At 41.5% G+C, this 16338-nt stretch carries 16 protein-coding genes; 6 read left to right on the top strand and 10 right to left on the bottom strand.

Going from position 1 to position 16338, the window contains the following annotated elements; all coding sequences use genetic code 11:
- Position 1: 1 nt before the first annotated feature.
- From BCU84_RS18410 to BCU84_RS18370, 9 genes are all read right to left on the bottom strand, one after another.
- Positions 2-1150, bottom strand: a complete 1149-nt coding sequence (locus BCU84_RS18410) for an efflux RND transporter periplasmic adaptor subunit (protein ID WP_102529515.1) — start codon at positions 1148-1150, stop codon at positions 2-4.
- Positions 1147-2487: a TolC family protein gene (locus tag BCU84_RS18405; RefSeq protein WP_102529514.1), complete on the bottom strand. Its 1341-nt coding sequence runs from the start codon at positions 2485-2487 to the stop codon at positions 1147-1149. Before BCU84_RS18405 ends, BCU84_RS18410 begins: the two co-directional genes overlap by 4 nt.
- A 129-nt stretch (positions 2488-2616) precedes the next feature.
- The gene (locus BCU84_RS18400) at positions 2617-3027 is read right to left on the bottom strand and encodes a hypothetical protein (RefSeq protein WP_241906484.1); all 411 of its coding nucleotides are present in this window, start codon (positions 3025-3027) and stop codon (positions 2617-2619) included.
- A gap of 203 nt (positions 3028-3230) precedes the next feature.
- The gene (locus tag BCU84_RS18395) at positions 3231-3944 is read right to left on the bottom strand and encodes an HAD-IA family hydrolase (protein ID WP_102529512.1); all 714 of its coding nucleotides are present in this window, start codon (positions 3942-3944) and stop codon (positions 3231-3233) included.
- The gene (gene xerC / locus BCU84_RS18390; RefSeq protein ID WP_102529511.1) at positions 3944-4873 is read right to left on the bottom strand and encodes a tyrosine recombinase XerC; all 930 of its coding nucleotides are present in this window, start codon (positions 4871-4873) and stop codon (positions 3944-3946) included. Before xerC ends, BCU84_RS18395 begins: the two co-directional genes overlap by 1 nt.
- Positions 4874-4925: 52 nt before the next feature.
- Positions 4926-5543, bottom strand: a complete 618-nt coding sequence (locus BCU84_RS18385; protein ID WP_102529540.1) for a DUF484 family protein — start codon at positions 5541-5543, stop codon at positions 4926-4928.
- A gap of 74 nt (positions 5544-5617) precedes the next feature.
- Positions 5618-6445, bottom strand: a complete 828-nt coding sequence (dapF, locus tag BCU84_RS18380) for a diaminopimelate epimerase (protein WP_102529510.1) — start codon at positions 6443-6445, stop codon at positions 5618-5620.
- A 91-nt stretch (positions 6446-6536) separates the two neighbouring features.
- Positions 6537-7781: a diaminopimelate decarboxylase gene (lysA, locus tag BCU84_RS18375; RefSeq protein WP_102529509.1), complete on the bottom strand. Its 1245-nt coding sequence runs from the start codon at positions 7779-7781 to the stop codon at positions 6537-6539.
- Positions 7782-7804: 23 nt separating this feature from the next.
- On the bottom strand, positions 7805-7999 hold the full coding sequence (locus tag BCU84_RS18370; protein WP_102529508.1) for a lipoprotein: 195 nt from the start codon (positions 7997-7999) through the stop codon (positions 7805-7807).
- Positions 8000-8067: 68 nt separating this feature from the next.
- On the opposite strand from BCU84_RS18370, the gene cyaY reads away from it, so the two are divergent.
- The gene (cyaY, locus tag BCU84_RS18365) at positions 8068-8397 is read left to right on the top strand and encodes an iron donor protein CyaY (RefSeq protein WP_102529507.1); all 330 of its coding nucleotides are present in this window, start codon (positions 8068-8070) and stop codon (positions 8395-8397) included.
- Positions 8398-8437: 40 nt separating this feature from the next.
- Here the strand turns inward: cyaY and BCU84_RS18360 are convergent, their stop codons facing one another.
- Complete coding sequence (locus BCU84_RS18360) at positions 8438-10876, bottom strand: class I adenylate cyclase (RefSeq protein WP_102529506.1); 2439 nt, start codon at positions 10874-10876, stop codon at positions 8438-8440.
- A 245-nt stretch (positions 10877-11121) separates the two neighbouring features.
- Here BCU84_RS18360 and hemC point away from each other — a divergent pair, with 245 nt between their 5' ends.
- The 5 genes from hemC to BCU84_RS18335 all read left to right on the top strand — a co-directional run.
- A complete protein-coding gene (gene hemC / locus BCU84_RS18355) occupies positions 11122-12051 on the top strand; it encodes a hydroxymethylbilane synthase (protein WP_102529505.1) in 930 nt (309 codons plus the stop codon).
- Positions 12052-12068: 17 nt separating this feature from the next.
- Positions 12069-12785, top strand: coding sequence for a uroporphyrinogen-III synthase (locus tag BCU84_RS18350; RefSeq protein ID WP_102529504.1), 717 nt, complete (start codon positions 12069-12071; stop codon positions 12783-12785).
- A gap of 132 nt (positions 12786-12917) precedes the next feature.
- Positions 12918-14153 carry a uroporphyrinogen-III C-methyltransferase gene (locus BCU84_RS18345; RefSeq protein WP_102529503.1) on the top strand — a complete coding sequence of 412 codons (1236 nt, stop codon included), beginning with the start codon at positions 12918-12920 and terminating at the stop codon, positions 14151-14153.
- Positions 14150-15322 carry a heme biosynthesis HemY N-terminal domain-containing protein gene (locus tag BCU84_RS18340; protein WP_102529502.1) on the top strand — a complete coding sequence of 391 codons (1173 nt, stop codon included), beginning with the start codon at positions 14150-14152 and terminating at the stop codon, positions 15320-15322. The genes BCU84_RS18345 and BCU84_RS18340 overlap by 4 nt, the downstream gene beginning before the upstream one ends.
- A 390-nt stretch (positions 15323-15712) precedes the next feature.
- On the top strand, positions 15713-16338 hold a 626-nt coding region (locus tag BCU84_RS18335; RefSeq protein WP_133146658.1), incomplete at its 3' end, for a retention module-containing protein.

Here is a 16338-nt window from a genome sequence, read left to right as displayed (position 1 = left end):
TTTAATGAACGTGGGCAGCACTAGATTTTTCAAGATCCGCTTTAAGAAGAAAGCTCTTCTCAACGGCATATTCTTCACCTATAGAGATGCCAGATAACACCTCTGTTAGCTGGCTATCACTCTGGCCTAACTCAACAACGCGCTTTTCAAACCCTTCCTCATTACGGACAAACACCACTTGTTGTTCCTCCATAACCTGAACAGCGCGATTATCAATAACCATCGCCACAGGTTGCTGACTCAAAGTTAATTCACCTGACAACAAAGCGCCCACAGCCCATTGCCCTTGCTTATTGTCTAGTGGCGCACGAGCTAAGGTATAAGCTTGATTATTCGTTGAGTTGAGAAGATGTTTTATTGTTGAATTTACTTGCTGTTTATTCGCACTCGCAGTGTCTGACCCAATAACAAGGTGTTGACCAACTGACACTGAGGTTAATTGTCCAGGGAAGATCTGATACTCAACCCACAACTCACTGTCATCCATGATGCTAAGCAGCATATTATCTGTGGCGAGCTCGCCCACATTGGCATTTCTGGTGACTACGACACCCGATATCGGCGCTGTTATTGAGTAATGCTTTAAGCTTGCATTAGACTCAACTTTGGCAATCACTTGCCCTGCTTTAACGCTGTCACCTACTGTAAAATTAAACTCGGTGATGAGTCCTGAAAATCTAGCTTTCACTAAGCTTATAGCCGTTTCTGGCACTACTGTTCGCCCATACAAGGTTACTGTTTTTTTGATATCACCGGGCTGCACTTTTTGAGTGACGATCCCAGAAACAGATATTTGCTCCGCACTGATATGCACTTGGCCTTCTTCATGTTCATCGTGACCATGCTCGTCATGCCCGTGCTCATCATATTTATGATCATTATGTGCTTGTTCATCTGAATGATTTTCTGAGTGACTATCTGAATGATTTTCTGAGTGACTATCTGAATGGTTTTCTGAGTGACTATCTGAATGTTCGTTTTTATGTTCATCATGACCGAGAGTATTCTGTGTTTGCTCATTAGCGTGATGTTCAGAATGCACATCTTGATGATCATGAACGCCTGATGCATAAGCTGGAACAGCAAACATAAAGACTGCCGCCACAGCAATATGAACCACAGAAAGGTTATTGAATGTTCTTAAGTTCATTTGGGGAATCCTTGGAAATCTTTAAAAAAGGTATGTTGAGAGGCGGGAAGAGGTTCAGCAATTAATTGCTCTATGTCCACGCCATAACGCAATGCAGAAGCAGCAGCCTCAATTAATGCTCGACGAGAAAAGAGTAATTCCTCTCTTGCAGTTAAGTAATCAAGGTAGCTATATAGTTCTTGCTCATAAGCCGTTTGCGTATCTTCTAGAGCCAAAGTTAGTGTTGGAATAATACTAGATTGCAAACGATTGACCGTGACAATGGCTTGCTGCCTATTGGCATAAGCACGATATAATTGTGCATACAATTCTCGTAAGGCAATCTCTCTATTAATCAGCACTTCATCTTTTGCTGCTTGAGCCGAAATGACAGCGCCCGTATTTCGTTCACCACTGAACAAGGGCACACTGAACCCTGCCGAAAATGCCATATCGTTGGTTTGCTGCATTTGTTTTACGCCAACCGACCAACTGACATCAGTACTCGATTGCGATTGAACAAAACGTAATTCGGCTTCTTTTAGCTGAGCTTGAGTTAAATAAGCTTCGATTGCTGGGCTATATTTCACCTTTTCAAATAAAGGTGCTAATGCAACATCGTCGGTGAACTCAAATAAGCTGCCTTCAATGGTTTCATAGTTAACCTGAGTTTCTCCCCACATCATACTGAGTGCTAATTTTGCGTAATCAAGTTGATGTAAATGGGTTTCTGCAATCAGCCTGGTATTATAAACAGCCGCCTGTGCTCTTTTAACTTCAGCATCAGGAGTCACCCCCGCTTTAGCGCGTTGCTGCACCACCAATAACGTTTCTTCTGCAAGGCTCAATGCATCACCTGCAAGCTGCAACTTAGATTGCGCAGCTAACACATCAATATAGCGTCGTGTAGTTGTCGCAAGTATGCCAAGCCCTGCAATCTTTTGCTCAGCATCCAGTAACGCACGTTTTCTATTCACAATGCCTATGCGAGCATCTGATTTATCGCCAAGCTCTATTATCGATGATAACGACACTGTCGTTTCTGCACTATCAACAGCTTGAAAATCGCCAGAGCCAGCAATATTTTCAAGTTCTACGCCTAATTCGAACCCAGGCGAAAGCGCTTGTGTTTGCGCCTCACCTTCAAGCGCAAGTTGTCTGAATTGAAAAATTTTCAAAGAAGGATGCTGTAATTGAACACGTTCAATTACAGTCAGTAGCGTCAATGATTCTGAAGCGGAGATCGAGCCAGTCGCGTATGAACTGGCAGAAACTAGCGCTGTTGTCCCTAATAAACAGCAAGCTATTTTTCTTAATAGAAAAGTACACCGTTTCGGGATGGTTATATTGTAAAACATCTGAGAATTAGCCTCGATTCAATACAAAAGATAAAACCTGCTGGCAATATGATTGATTAGAAAACACAGCAAGTTTTAGCAAATTCCGTAAAAAATTTGCTCATTTAAAAATGATTTTTGATTTAACGATTAAGCTTGGGGAGGGCGCAAAAAACTAAAGTAAGGAGCTTCTACTGCGTTGGAATTAAAGGTAAAAGCCAGGTAATCCGAATAGATATTGTCATGATGTGCCATTGTGACTGGATGCATTAGCGTCATACAACAAGAACAGCAGTTACTGCTGCATTCAGCACAGTCATCGTCAGCATGACTGTCGGCAAGAAAAATATCATCACAAAGCTCGTCGTTCGCTAGCGAGTGTTCATCAACAAAGGTTGTGTCTACTGAAGAGACATCATTGATTACTGTGGTGAAAAGTTCGACATTAACAGCGCAATCTTTATGCTCAAGAGCACAGTTGTCGGCCATCGCAACAACAGACTGCATCGCAAAAATCAGAATCAACAACAAGCGCGCCAGCATAGCTGGAAACGTGATCATTGTGATTTTTACATCGCGATAAAAGCCTAACATTAATTCTTAGCTGCACCCTTTTTAGTGAACACATAATTAAATAAATAGACCAACTAATAACATGTGTATCGCGCAAGTCTATGCAAAACCCCTTTAAAACACTACTGAGATTATTTGCAAATTGCATAGACTGGACTTAAAAAACTAAAAACCTCGTTGAACGCACAATTTTATTCGATTAATCGGCGGATTTCTTGCAGCTGCTCAATTTCAAGATGCGGTAAAATATGTTGCGCCCTACCACCTTCATCAGTTTGAAGATTAAGCCAAAGACTTTGACAGCCTGCGTGTCTTGCGCCTAATACATCACTTATAGGATGATCGCCTATGTGCAATAGTTCATTGGTTTGGATATCTAAATGCTGACAACTAAGATCAAATAAATCGCTATAGGGTTTCATTCTTACCCCGTGTCCAGGATGAACCACAAACTCTAAGGCATCATTAAGCCCAACACGGCGAGCGTCGACATTACCATTAGTAATGCCAATTAATGGATACTGTTTGCCTAAGTCTGACAGTAAATTGAGAACACCATCATCAACGGTAAAGTCACTGCGATGAAAACAAAAACACTCTAAGCCTTGTTGCGCGCCTTGGCTTGCTTCAATTTCTGAATAATCCCATTGGATCAAAGCCTGCCTGAGGACTTCATAGCGCGCAGCTGTGGTGTCATGGGCCAGCTCACCATGCACAGCAATAACCTGTGCTTTTAGCTCACGCCATTGGGTTATTCCCCAGTTCGTCGGGGTGTTAAATTGCTCTTGCATAAATAGTGATAACGCAGATTCGGCTTTAATAATATGCGGTGCGTTATGGTACAAGGTATCGTCTAAATCAAAACTGATCGCCTTAAAAGGCCGCAGTCGTAAATATTGTTTCATTATTTCCCCTTGGCTTTTTTCGCTCTAGGATGAGCGCCATCGTAGACTTTTGCCAAGTGCTGAAAATCGAGACTGGTATAGATTTGCGTTGTGGATAAGTTAGCGTGTCCCAATAATTCTTGCACCGCTCTTAAATCTGCACTTGATTCAAGCATATGCGTTGCGAAGGAATGTCGCAATTTATGAGGGTGAACTTTTGCAGATAAAGCTTGCTCTTGGCCCCATTTATTCATTCTGAGCTGAATACTGCGATGAGATAAACGTTTGCCTTGCTGACTGACAAATAAGGCATCCCCCGCTTCGGCTTTAGCTAAATCAGCACGACACTCACACCAATTATTTATTGCCTGTATCGCCATTTTGCCAATAGGCACAACTCGCTGTTTACTGCCCTTACCCATCACTTTGACTTCATTTTGACTGAAATCGATATCTGCCACATCTAAACTCGCAAGCTCAGCTAAACGCAAACCGCTGGAATAAAATAACTCCATAATGGCTTTGTCACGCTTACTGAGTGGATCATCAGCATCAATATCTAACAAGTGCGTCACGGCATCTAAATCCATATTCTTAGGCAGTGGCTTTGCTTGCTTTGGTGCATTGAGTGTTTTTGCTGGGTTGGTTTTAATGGCTTGTTCACGGACTAAAAAATCAAAAAATTGCTTTAAAGACGATAAACATAACGATAATGAACGTGGGCTAAGTCCTTGTCGGTGAAGCTTAGACAGCACGGCTTGCAATTGATCGCGGTTAACCGTTAGCCAGCCTTCATTACATTCATCGAGTGAAGCGCCTTTAGGCTGCGAAAATATGATTTCAGCAGCGCGATGAATTTCATAAAGATAATTTCGTACGGTATGCGGCGAAAGCTGCCTTTCAGAATGAAGGTAGCGTTCAAATGCGGCTAGCCAACTGAGTTGACCCATGACACTGCCTCCAGTCATTGCTTAACAGAGCGTTGAGCGAGTCGGTTGCCAATTAGAATTTTGGCAACATATGATCCAATAGGTCTCTAATTTGTTGGAAAAAGAGATGATCCATATCAGGATGAAAATGGGCGGCATCAGCAGACGCTACGCCAAAAATAACTTGACCATTTTCATCTGATAATTTGGTCAGTGCTACCGAGCCCACCTCAGTGCCAAATAATCGTTTCGATTCAGATTGCGTTAAACGACCAAAGTAATAACCTTGCTGAATTCGTTGACGCCAAATCTTCGCCAATTCGCTGTCGATATCATGCACGGTTATCAGCCTTACGTGGGTAAAACCAAACTCGGCCTTTAACTTTCCAGATAAAACTTGTCTGAGCTGGCCTAAATCTTCACACTTTAAGATCTGCATCGATAAATCGCTATTAAAGCGAAATATCTTTTCATTCTCTGTGGCGATTTTCATTAAAGAAGTAATTTCTTCTTCAAGTTGAGTCACCCGTTCACGCAGCATTTCTTGACGACGCTCAACTAAGGACACCGAACCACGCTCATGATGAGAGAGTCTCATTGCCAACAATAATTCAGGATATCGATTGAAAAAATCAGGGTTATCCAGCAGGTATTCGCGGATCATTAACTCATCAATCGGTAAATCTTCCATTACTACATCAGTGCCTAAAGCTGCCGCCGATTGGGCATCTTCTGCTAATAATTTTTTGGTGTTAAATGCGTCGCTCATAACTGGATTTGTCCATCAAATACGTGTTCAGCTGGCCCAGTCATCCATAATGGTTTTCCTTCACCTTCCCAATTAATGGTTAGGCGGCCGCCAGGTAAATCCACTTTTACCTGTCTGTCTAATTTATTTTGTAATATGCCAACTGCAACTGCTGCGCAAGCACCTGTGCCACAAGCGAGTGTTTCCGCTGCGCCGCGCTCATAGACTCTTAATTTTATATGGCCACGATCCACAACCTGCATAAAGCCCACATTCACTCCCTTAGGGAAGCGTTCATGCTTAGTCAGCATTGGACCAATTTCTTCGACCTCTGCAGTGTCAACGTCATCCACATCAAGTATACAATGCGGATTGCCCATTGAAATAGCACCACACAAAAACGTTTGTTTAGGGGTTTGCAATAAATAGGTTTTTTCAGGACGTTTGGCGCGAAAGGGAATTTTCCCCGGCTCTGTCACAGGTACACCCATATTCACGGTCACAGTACCATCACGCTCAAGTCGTAACGTCATTTTGCCTGAGCTAGTGCTGACGCGAATTTTATACTTGTTGATTAAGCCTTTATTACGCACGAAACGCGCAAAGCAACGTGCACCATTGCCACATTGCTCTACTTCACCGCCATCGGCATTAAAAATTCGATAATGGAAATCTAAATCTGGGTCGTAAGGAGGCTCAACTAACAATAGCTGATCAAAACCAATACCGAAATTTCGGTCAGCTAAACGGCGAATTTGATCTGGCGAAAAAAACACATTCTGTGTTACGCCATCAACCACCATAAAATCATTACCCAGTCCATGCATCTTGGTGAATTGGATCAAAAGAGTTTCCCTTATCGAACTAAAAAATAAACCTAATAAAATCAGTTAACCTTATTAAGGCGCTAAATGCTATTAAAGGCTGTGAATACCGTTAAGGCAGTAAATGCTCACCTTGCCACAATTGCTCAAGCTTTTCACGCTCACGGATCACTTGGTTTTGATCTTTATCGACCATGACCTCTGCCGCTCTTGGACGTGAATTATAATTTGATGCCATTACAAAACCATAAGCACCGCTTGAACGCACCGCTAATAAGTCACCCGCTTGTACATTGAGCTGACGGTTTTTACCTAAAAAGTCACCGGTTTCGCACACTGGACCTACAACGTCATAGTCAAAACTCGGTGCATCAGTTAATTGTACCGGAATGATATTTTGCCATGCACTGTAAAGCGCTGGGCGGATTAAATCATTCATTGCACCGTCAACAATCGCAAAACGCTTATCGCTGTTTTCTTTCAGTGACAACACTTCAGTGACAAAAATACCTGCATTGGCTGCAATCGCACGGCCTGGTTCAAAAATTAATTTAAGTGGACGGTCGCCTAAACGCTCAAGTAACGCAGCGGCATACACATCTGGATGTGGCGGCGTTTCATCATCATAAGGGACACCTAAGCCACCACCAACATCAAAATGATGAATTTCAATACCATTGGCAGCTAAACGATCAATTAAGGCTAGCATTCGGTCCATGGCATCTAAAAATGGCTGCATTTCAGTTAACTGTGAACCAATATGACAATCCACGCCTTTAACGGCTAAGTTCGGTAACGCATGTGCACGAGCAAAAACCTGCTCAGCTTCGTCCATCGCAATACCAAATTTGTTCTCTTTAAGGCCGGTAGAAATATAAGGATGTGTGCCTGCATCAACATCAGGATTAACCCTCAGTGAAATAGGGGCCACTTTTCCTAGCTTTCCTGCTACCTCATTTAATAATTCAAGTTCAGCGCTTGATTCAACATTGAAACAATAAATACCGGTATTCAGTGCTTGTTCCATTTCAGCTGTTGTTTTGCCCACACCTGAAAACACCACTTTTTTAGGGTCGCCGCCAGCGGCAATAACACGTGCAAGTTCACCACCTGAGACAATATCAAAACCACTGCCTAAACGTGCAAGTACATTTAATACTGCCAGATTCGAGTTTGCTTTAACCGCATAACAGACAAGGTGTGGGTGATCGGCTACTGCATTATCAAATGCATTCCAATGACGCTCTAACGTCGCACGTGAATAAATATATAACGGCGTGCCGTGGGTACGGGCAAGTTCAGCAACAGAACAGTCTTCAGCAAAAAGTTGATCCTGTTGATAATTAAAATAATCCAAAATGCGCTTCCTTTAAAATTGTTCTATTTTTGTGTCGACTCTTGAGACTGCTCTTGAGTTTGTTGTTGGGTTTGTTCACTAGTCGGCTCTTGCGATTTTCGCTCTTCCTGATTGGTTTCAACTTCAGGAGATTTGTATAACGGGCCTTTTTGTCCGCAGCCAATAATCGATAGGCTAGCAAGCATTACTAATAAAAACAGTCTCATTTTTCTCAACATCTATGCATATGGGGAGTTATAGCCTTATAATCGCATTCATAACCTAGGAAGTACAAGGATAGAAATACATGGCTATGACAGATACAGAATTTCATCAGTTGGCAGATGAGATGTTCGGCAAGATTGAAAACGCCATCGAAGCGGCTATTGATGAACAAGATGCCGATGTCGATATCTTCGCAAGCGGTAATGTATTGCAGTTAGAATTTGAAGATGGTTCGCAAATTGTCATCAACAAGCAAGAGCCTTTACATGAGTTATGGATAGCTAGCCGCACTGGTGGTTACCATTTCGCGTTTGTTGACGGCAAATGGTTTGATGAACGTAACAATAGTGAGTTCATGCCTTTTGTTATCGACGCGATTACAAAACAAAGCGGCATTGCGCTATCTATTTAACACCATCGACTTGATGATGCTAAATAAGAATGAATTGAGCTTAAATATCTGAGCTCAATTCGTTCATTGCAATACCAAAAGGTACGACATTCAATTCACCGTCAATCCGTTCCAATTTAAAAAATTGCGGCATATTAAAATAGTGCAGTGATGACTCATCTCGCTCAAAAGCAAAGCTGTGACTTTCTTTTTCAACTAATTCTTTCATCGACATATCATCAAATATTTGATGTTTTAATTGATTGAGTTCATCAATGATAAACACATCAAGCGCATCCGGTCGTTGCCTTAAAAAATACTGCTTCGCTCCTTTAGAAATATAAAGTTTAATTACACTAGGGATACTGCGGTAAGGATCTTTTTTTAATACTGCCACTGGCGCCGTCAACTCAGGCTTTTTAAATCGCTCTACTTTTATTGGCGCGGCTTTGACGTCATCGCCTTTGAGTTCCTTATATACCATCCCCATTGAATTGAAGAATAACCCAAAGCGTTTATGTGATAACTGTATTGGGTGCATCAAGGCTGAGGACTCTCTTGCTTCATGACAATATTTTACACACAGAGTAAATACTGCCAATAACGCATCGTTGATTTGTTTTTTTAATCGTTCTGCGCAATTAACCACTTGAATATCAACTTGCTCAGGTGTGCCTTTTAAGCCTAAAGCGATAAACGCTAGGGCTTCTAGTAAACCTTGTTCGCCTTTAAAACGATGACATTGCCATTCGCCCCAGCTATTGAGGCAAATTAAATCAATCGTAGACAGCATGTTTTGTTGCTTTTTACCTAAGGAAAACACATTGCCATTCATATAATCGATCATGATTTCTTGGCCTTGCCATTTTAATGTGGGATCGCCATCCACATTGGCAACGACAATGACTTTTTTGTAAAAATACGGCTGGCACAATTCGGCTTTGGAAACTTTATTGGTTGTCGCTAATAAAGGCACTAAGCGACTGGCCAGGTCGGTTAACGCACTCGAGCGGTGCTTTTTACGGCCATACTCTTGCCATTGTGTGTCGGCTGCAGAAATCCCATTCATCGCTGACCAAGCAATCAATGCTGTGGGCGTATCTGCTTTGATAATAGATGACTCTCCAAGTAGCTGACCTGACTTTAATGGTTGTCGATAAAGGTAATAGCGCGACTCTTTGAGGCTATGAATAATGGTCATATTCGGTTCAAACACCGAACGACTCCATAGCTTGTTTAAAGGCAATAATTGATGCTCGTCATCACTAAAGTAAGTATGGAGTTTACGCGCCAGCATGCCGAGTTCTTCAACTCTAAAGCGATCACTCAATGCTTGTTTTGAGGCAAACTCTAAAAGGGTGCGATAACTGATTAATAGCAGTTCATTGAGCTGTTTGTTAAACCACTTTAATTGACCTGAATGCCAATGTTGGCTGTTGTCTAAGGTTTCTAATAAACTTGGTGGCCAGTTCCAGTCATTAACTAATTGCTGCATTTTATTGCGTCGCCAATCATTGCCGACACACGCATTGGTTAAATTCACACCACATTTAAGATAAAAGCAACGTCGGACAATTTCTAAACGCCTGATATCACGCTTAGCTAATAAGTAGCTTTCAATACGTTGGTATAAAATAAGGTAAGCGTCATTAGATTCAGAAAAATCACCTTGCTCACATTGTTGCCAAATTTGCGCAGTAATGAAATGAGACTCTGGATAATCAGCAGCATACGTTTCTAACAACAATACTTTAAGCAGCGCTTTATGGGGTTTGTTTAAGCCTTTATACAATTGCCATAAGGACGCACCAAAATACTCAGTTGCTGGCATGGATTGCACGTCGCCTAAAAATAATACCGATTCATCTTGATTAGAGTTAGGCCACCATCCAACGGTTTTTCCCGCCAAACGTATGTGGGAGCGATAAAATTCTTCTAACAATAACCAATGCTGGGTACTGCCGCTATGTTCTTCACCTAACGAGCTATAACAGTTTTCAAAGGCACTGCACTCGCGAAATTGTAATGGGTGAACCAGATAAAAGTTAACTTCAAAGTCTAAAGAGGCAAACCATTGAGTCAATGCTGTGGTTTTCTCGGTAATTAAGGTTAAATCTGCATTGCTCAAGTTGGCCTTATACACTAGCCATACATCAACATCACTTTTAGGATTTTGACCAAAACTTGCCGTGCTGCCCATGGCATAAACGCCTTCAAAAGAACAAGGTTCTGCGGCGTTTGAAGTCAGTTTAGGCAAGTTAAAAACATCACATGCCGAAAGTGATTTTGTAGAATCCTGGTACTGATTGATACCGAATGGCGTTAATGCTGAATTGCCACCAGGCAATTGCGGGTGATGATGCTGAATAAGGTAAGCAATGAGATCAAACAGGTTTTGCTGTTTTGGTGACAACAGAGATTGAGCTCGTTCATAGCGAACGAGATTAAGTTGGTTGGCAATTTCAGCTGAGCGAGGCACTTTTTCTATCAAGGCTTCCATCCTTGTACTATCACCTTACGACTTATTCACACACACATTTAAGTAAATACTTGCTTAAATTAGGGATAAATTCATTAGCAATAACTTGTTCATGGTATCACTTTTATTTAAATACGCCAGTAAATGAGATCTACGTCACAAAAAAAAGATGTGCATAGTTCAAACAATCGCTATCGGTTTGTTACATAAGCCCACAGGCAATGTTAGCATTGTCGCAATTAAGTCTATCGATGGAACTCTCTAGCATGTCTCAAAATGTTATTCGTATCGCTACTCGTAAAAGTCCACTGGCTATGTGGCAAGCTGAATTCGTTAAAGCTGAACTTGAACGTATTCATTCAGGTTTAACGGTTGAACTTTTGCCAATGAGCACTAAAGGAGACGTTATTTTAGATACGCCTCTTGCTAAAGTGGGTGGTAAAGGTTTATTTGTTAAAGAGCTTGAAGTTGCCATGCTTGAAGATCGCGCAGATATCGCTGTGCATTCGATGAAAGATGTGCCAGTAGATTTCCCTGAAGGGTTAGGTTTACAAGTTATTTGTGAACGTGAAGATCCACGTGATGCATTCGTATCTAATACCTACAAAACAATTGCAGAATTACCGCAAGGTGCTGTAGTAGGTACTTCTAGTTTACGTCGTCAATGCCAAATTCGCGCTGCCCGCCCAGATCTTGTTATCAAAGACTTACGCGGCAATGTAGGTACACGTTTAGCTAAACTAGACAGTGGCGATTACGATGCCATTATCCTTGCAGCAGCTGGACTTATTCGTCTTAAATTAGATGAACGTATTGCTAGCTTTATTTCTGCAGAAGATTCACTACCAGCTAACGGTCAAGGTGCTGTAGGTATTGAATGCCGTATGAATGACGAACGTGTTAAAGCACTACTTGCTCCACTTGAGCATTTAGAAACTCGTTACCGCGTACTTGCTGAACGTGCTATGAACACTCGCCTTGAAGGTGGTTGTCAGGTGCCAATCGGTGCTTATGCTGAAATCGAAGGTGATACCTTAAGCTTACGTGGCTTAGTGGGTAACCCTGATGGTAGTCAAGTCATTGAAGGCGCTGTATCTGGACCTAAAACTGATGCTGTTGCACTAGGTGAAGCACTAGCTGAAGATTTACTAAGCCGTGGCGCAAAAACTATTTTAGACGCTGTTTACAACAAGTAATCAGGCAAAGTCAAAATATGAAAGTCTTGCTAACGCGCCCTGAAGGGCGCAATCAAGCGATGGCTGAACAGCTTAAAAATAAAGGCGTCGATTTTATTGTCACGCCTTTATTAGCTGTTGCTGCAACACTCTCCCCTATTGAAACCCAACAACTCTCTCAAGCTGACAGTATTATTTTTATCAGCACCAATGCAGTTCATTTTGCCGCTCAATCACTTAAAAGTCAGTTTCCAAATTGCCGCTACTACGCTGTCGGTCAAGCGACTGCTGATGCATTAATCCAATACAATATTCAAGCTGAAGTCGCCCCTGAAAACAGCCAAGATAGTGAAGGATTACTCTCACTTTCGTCACTTGCTGAGATCCAACATCAGCGAATTATCATCGTCAGAGGGGTTGGTGGTAGAGAAACCATTGCAGAAAAATTAACCTTAAGACAAGCTAAAGTTAACTATTGGGAAGTTTACCAAAGAGTTATGCCAAAGCTTGATGCACAAAGCGTTTGCAGCCACTGGCAGGCAGCCCAAATAGACACAATTGTGGTCACCAGCGGCGAAGTCCTTGTTAATCTAATTAATCTTGTGCCAAAAGAGTTATTTGCATGGTTGCAATCATGTCATATCATAGTCCCAAGTCACCGAGTGGAACAAAGGGCAAAAACAGCAGGACTTTGTCACGTCACTAATGCTAATGGCGCGAATACTCAAGCTGTTTTACAAGCGTTATCTCTTTAATCATTAAAGCAAAGTCTGTTATTTGCGATCTTGTTTAATCCTGCCAGACTTGTACCCTATCACTCAATATTTATGTCGCGCAGTAAATGGTCGCACTAGTAAATAGCCACACTAGGCACTCAAGGACAGCTCATGGAAAACAATAAGCAAGACTCAAGTCAATTAAATACCAAGGATTCAACCGCTGAATCAGTGAATAATGAGGCTGAGTCTTCGACTGAACTTGAAACCAGTACCACTCCAAGTACTAAGCAAACGGCTCAATCAACTCCCCCCTCATCAACTAAGATCGTCGATACTGAAAGTCATAGTGACGATGCAGCATCTACTTCAAATAGAAAAAGTTCGTGGTGGGTAAGATTGAGCATTTTATTATGCCTCATCATTGCACTCGCTGGCATTGGCATTAGTTACCTGTTGCTCGTTGAACTTGAAAGCCAAAAAATTGAACTGCAAACTCAAAATCAACAGACTCAAGCTATCAGCAATGAAGTGACTGAAGCCCTAATAGAGCCCAAGAGACGTATCGCTGAGTTAGAAATACAGCAGCAAAATGATAGCTTGGCTTACCAGCAGCAAAATCAACTGGCTAAATCACATCAACAATTACAAGAGCGTGTGGCCACTATTGCTCAACGCAATCCAAACCATTGGATGGCATCGGAAGCTGAATACTTAGTCCGTATGGCGGGAAGAAAGCTATGGCTTGAAAATGACCCTAAAACAGCGGTCAGCCTATTAAGTTCTGCGGATGACCGTATTGAAGCAATGAAAGACCCTGCACTGCTACCTATACGCCGAGCTCTTGCCCACGACTTAGCCAAAACCAATGCGATTAAAACCACAGATGTAGCCGGTACTATCTATACTATCGATAGCATTTTAATCCAGCTGGATAGCTTGCCGTTAAACCGCGCTAAAGCGCAGTCAGCAGAAGACTTGGCAGAGCAGCATGTAATGACGGATTCGTTAGATGATTGGCAAAGTAACCTTGCTAAAACCTGGCACTCAGTCACCGATGGGTTCATTACTATTCGTAAACGCACCACAGATTTAGAGCCGTTACTGGCGCCAGATCAACAATGGTACTTAATTGAGAATATTCGCAATAAACTCTTACAGGCGCAACTTGCTTTATACCAGCATGATGAAGTGAACTACCGACAATCAATTGGGTTCGCTCGAACTTGGATTCAACAATATTTTGATTTAGAAGAAACCAAAACTCAAGAAGCAATGACAGCGTTAGATGCGTTAATCACTGTCAAAATTGAGCAAGTTAAACATACCAATTTTGAGTCAACTCGATTGTTACAACAACTGATTACCTTTGGCTCATTGGTTCCAACTGAGGAACCGCAGTTATGATTAAAGTTCTGGCCTATGTCATCATCATTTTAATTGGTTTTTGTATTAGTCCGTTTATTATCGGAAATACAGGTTACGTATACATTGCTGCTGGTGAATATCAAATTGAAACCAGTTTAGTATTTGGCCTACTGGGCTTAGTATTGTTTTACTGCGCATTACAGTTAGTAGAATGGCTGATTATTTTCTTACTTAATGTGGTCATTAATAGCCGGTATTTACCTGAAAGATGGCGCAGAGAAGCAGCTAAAAAATATACCCTTCAAGGCGCACTCGCACTGGCTGAAGAAGATTGGCCGAACGCAGAAAAAGCCATGGCAAAAGGTGCAGCAAAAGGCGAACTACCAGCTTTAAATCTTTTTGCTGCCGCAAGAGCTGCTCATCATCAGCTTAATACTGACGCCCGTGATAAATATTTAGCCGAGGCCGCAAAAGATCCATTAACTAAAACAGCGGTCAACACCTCGAAAACGCGCTACTTAATTCAACAAGGGAATCTCGCCGAAGCTAGAGCAGAGCTCGATTCATTAAACCCAACAAGTAAAAGTAAAACACCAGTATTGAAGCTAGCGCTAGACCTTTATCAGTTGCAACAAGACTGGCAAGCCTTAAAAATTCTATTACCCGCTATTCGCAAACGCCAAATAGTGTCAGAACAACAATGTACTGATGTTGAGCAGTTAACCAATACAGCATTGTTAAATGCGGCAACAGAAGCCAACGAACAAGAATTAGAGAAGAGTTGGCATTGGTTGAGTAAAGCAGAAAGAAACCAAGCTAAATTGATTGCGATATACGCTCGCGGTCTATGCCAATACGATAGAAAAAAAGATGCTTTAAAGCTCATCACTAAGAGTCTTAAAGCAGAACCTGATCCTGCATTACTGTCTGTATTACCTTTAATCCTTGATTCAGAAGATGAAGATATTAGAAAGTTATTGCTGCGTTTTGAGCAAACACACGAACATGATGCTGAATATCAAATATGTATGGCTAAATTAGCTCAGCAAAAACGCGATACTAAATCAGCTAAAAAACATTGGTTACAGGTTTGCGAGATCGTCCCAAAACGTGAAAATTGGTTAGCACTCGCTCAAATTCAAGAGCAGCTTGGCGAAAATACAGCTGCATTACAAAGCTATCGCAAAGCAGCTAATTCTACTGAATAATATTCAGCAAACCGAATATTTAACTAAACAAAAAACCTGTCATTGGCAGGTTTTTTTATATTTATATCGATCTAAACCCTCGTTTGAATCGTATAAATTCTCCTCTAATTCAGCAAATTGTTCTCTTCATACTTTATTATTAAATCTGTAACAATTTCGACTAATTACTCAGTAATGTTGATTTAACAAGTAAAAATTAATTTTAATATCTTTTCATTACCTTAGCGGTAATTCCACCGAGGTCAAAAAATTGACCACCGGTACATATAACGCTAAAATTGTTATATTGCGGTTAATGTTTCTCGCTGATTTTATAACGACAAATATAGCAATGTGATTTTTTATGCAGCAAATGTAAATACATTGCTAAATAGGGTTTTGGAGTTAAATATGAGTTCTGTTGTAACGAATAAAAATGGTGTTTTGAGTTCAGCTAATGGTGATATCTCGCTTACCATCAATGACCAAACAAAAAGTATTCTTCCTGGGGAAGCAATTCCTGCTGGAGCAGAACTCCATTTTGCAGATGGCTTGGCATTCGTAGTCACGTTTGATGACGGCACTATTTTAAATGGTGATGACGTCAATACAGAGCAAACCGATACTAGTACAACAGATGATTCAGTAGCTCAATTTTCAACGGATATGAGTCCTGAAGAACTCGCTGAGATTGAAGCCCTACAAGCACTTATTCTTTCAGGTGAAGACCCAACCGAAGAATTACCAGAAACAGCTGCTGGCGAATCATTAGGAAACCAAGGCGGAAGCGACTTTGCTTCACTAAATCGTGATGCTTCAGAAACATTAGCCAATGCAGGTTTTAATACAGTAACTGTTGCACAAACTACATTCCCTACAGAACAGACATTAGCTGATGATAGTTTTTCAGTAAACGTCGCCGATGACGGTCAAATCACCGTTGATTTGGTGATTGATGAAAATAACCTAGGCGACATTTCGGGGACTTCACAAGATATCCCAGCTGGCGGTACAGTCACGCTAACCCTTACCGATAG

This window comes from Shewanella sp. 10N.286.51.B7 (assembly GCF_002873615.1).
GTDB classification, from domain to species: domain Bacteria; phylum Pseudomonadota; class Gammaproteobacteria; order Enterobacterales; family Shewanellaceae; genus Shewanella; species Shewanella electrodiphila.
The sequence above is the reverse complement of the archived record's forward strand: the minus strand, read 5'-3'. Positions and strand labels throughout refer to the sequence as shown.

Excerpts from the sequence above, each read along its gene's own strand:
- BCU84_RS18360 (WP_102529506.1), bottom strand. The coding sequence starts at position 10,876 with ATGGAAGCCTTGATAGAAAAAGTGCCTCGCTCAGCTGAAATTGCCAAC.
- BCU84_RS18410 (WP_102529515.1), bottom strand. The coding sequence starts at position 1,150 with ATGAACTTAAGAACATTCAATAACCTTTCTGTGGTTCATATTGCTGTG.
- BCU84_RS18400 (WP_241906484.1), bottom strand. The coding sequence starts at position 3,027 with ATGATCACGTTTCCAGCTATGCTGGCGCGCTTGTTGTTGATTCTGATT.
- hemC (WP_102529505.1), top strand. The coding sequence starts at position 11,122 with ATGTCTCAAAATGTTATTCGTATCGCTACTCGTAAAAGTCCACTGGCT.
- BCU84_RS18340 (WP_102529502.1), top strand. The coding sequence starts at position 14,150 with ATGATTAAAGTTCTGGCCTATGTCATCATCATTTTAATTGGTTTTTGT.
- BCU84_RS18405 (WP_102529514.1), bottom strand. The coding sequence starts at position 2,487 with ATGTTTTACAATATAACCATCCCGAAACGGTGTACTTTTCTATTAAGA.
- cyaY (WP_102529507.1), top strand. The coding sequence starts at position 8,068 with ATGGCTATGACAGATACAGAATTTCATCAGTTGGCAGATGAGATGTTC.
- BCU84_RS18385 (WP_102529540.1), bottom strand. The coding sequence starts at position 5,543 with ATGGAAGATTTACCGATTGATGAGTTAATGATCCGCGAATACCTGCTG.
- BCU84_RS18350 (WP_102529504.1), top strand. The coding sequence starts at position 12,069 with ATGAAAGTCTTGCTAACGCGCCCTGAAGGGCGCAATCAAGCGATGGCT.
- BCU84_RS18345 (WP_102529503.1), top strand. The coding sequence starts at position 12,918 with ATGGAAAACAATAAGCAAGACTCAAGTCAATTAAATACCAAGGATTCA.
- BCU84_RS18395 (WP_102529512.1), bottom strand. The coding sequence starts at position 3,944 with ATGAAACAATATTTACGACTGCGGCCTTTTAAGGCGATCAGTTTTGAT.
- xerC (WP_102529511.1), bottom strand. The coding sequence starts at position 4,873 with ATGGGTCAACTCAGTTGGCTAGCCGCATTTGAACGCTACCTTCATTCT.
- BCU84_RS18370 (WP_102529508.1), bottom strand. The coding sequence starts at position 7,999 with ATGTTGAGAAAAATGAGACTGTTTTTATTAGTAATGCTTGCTAGCCTA.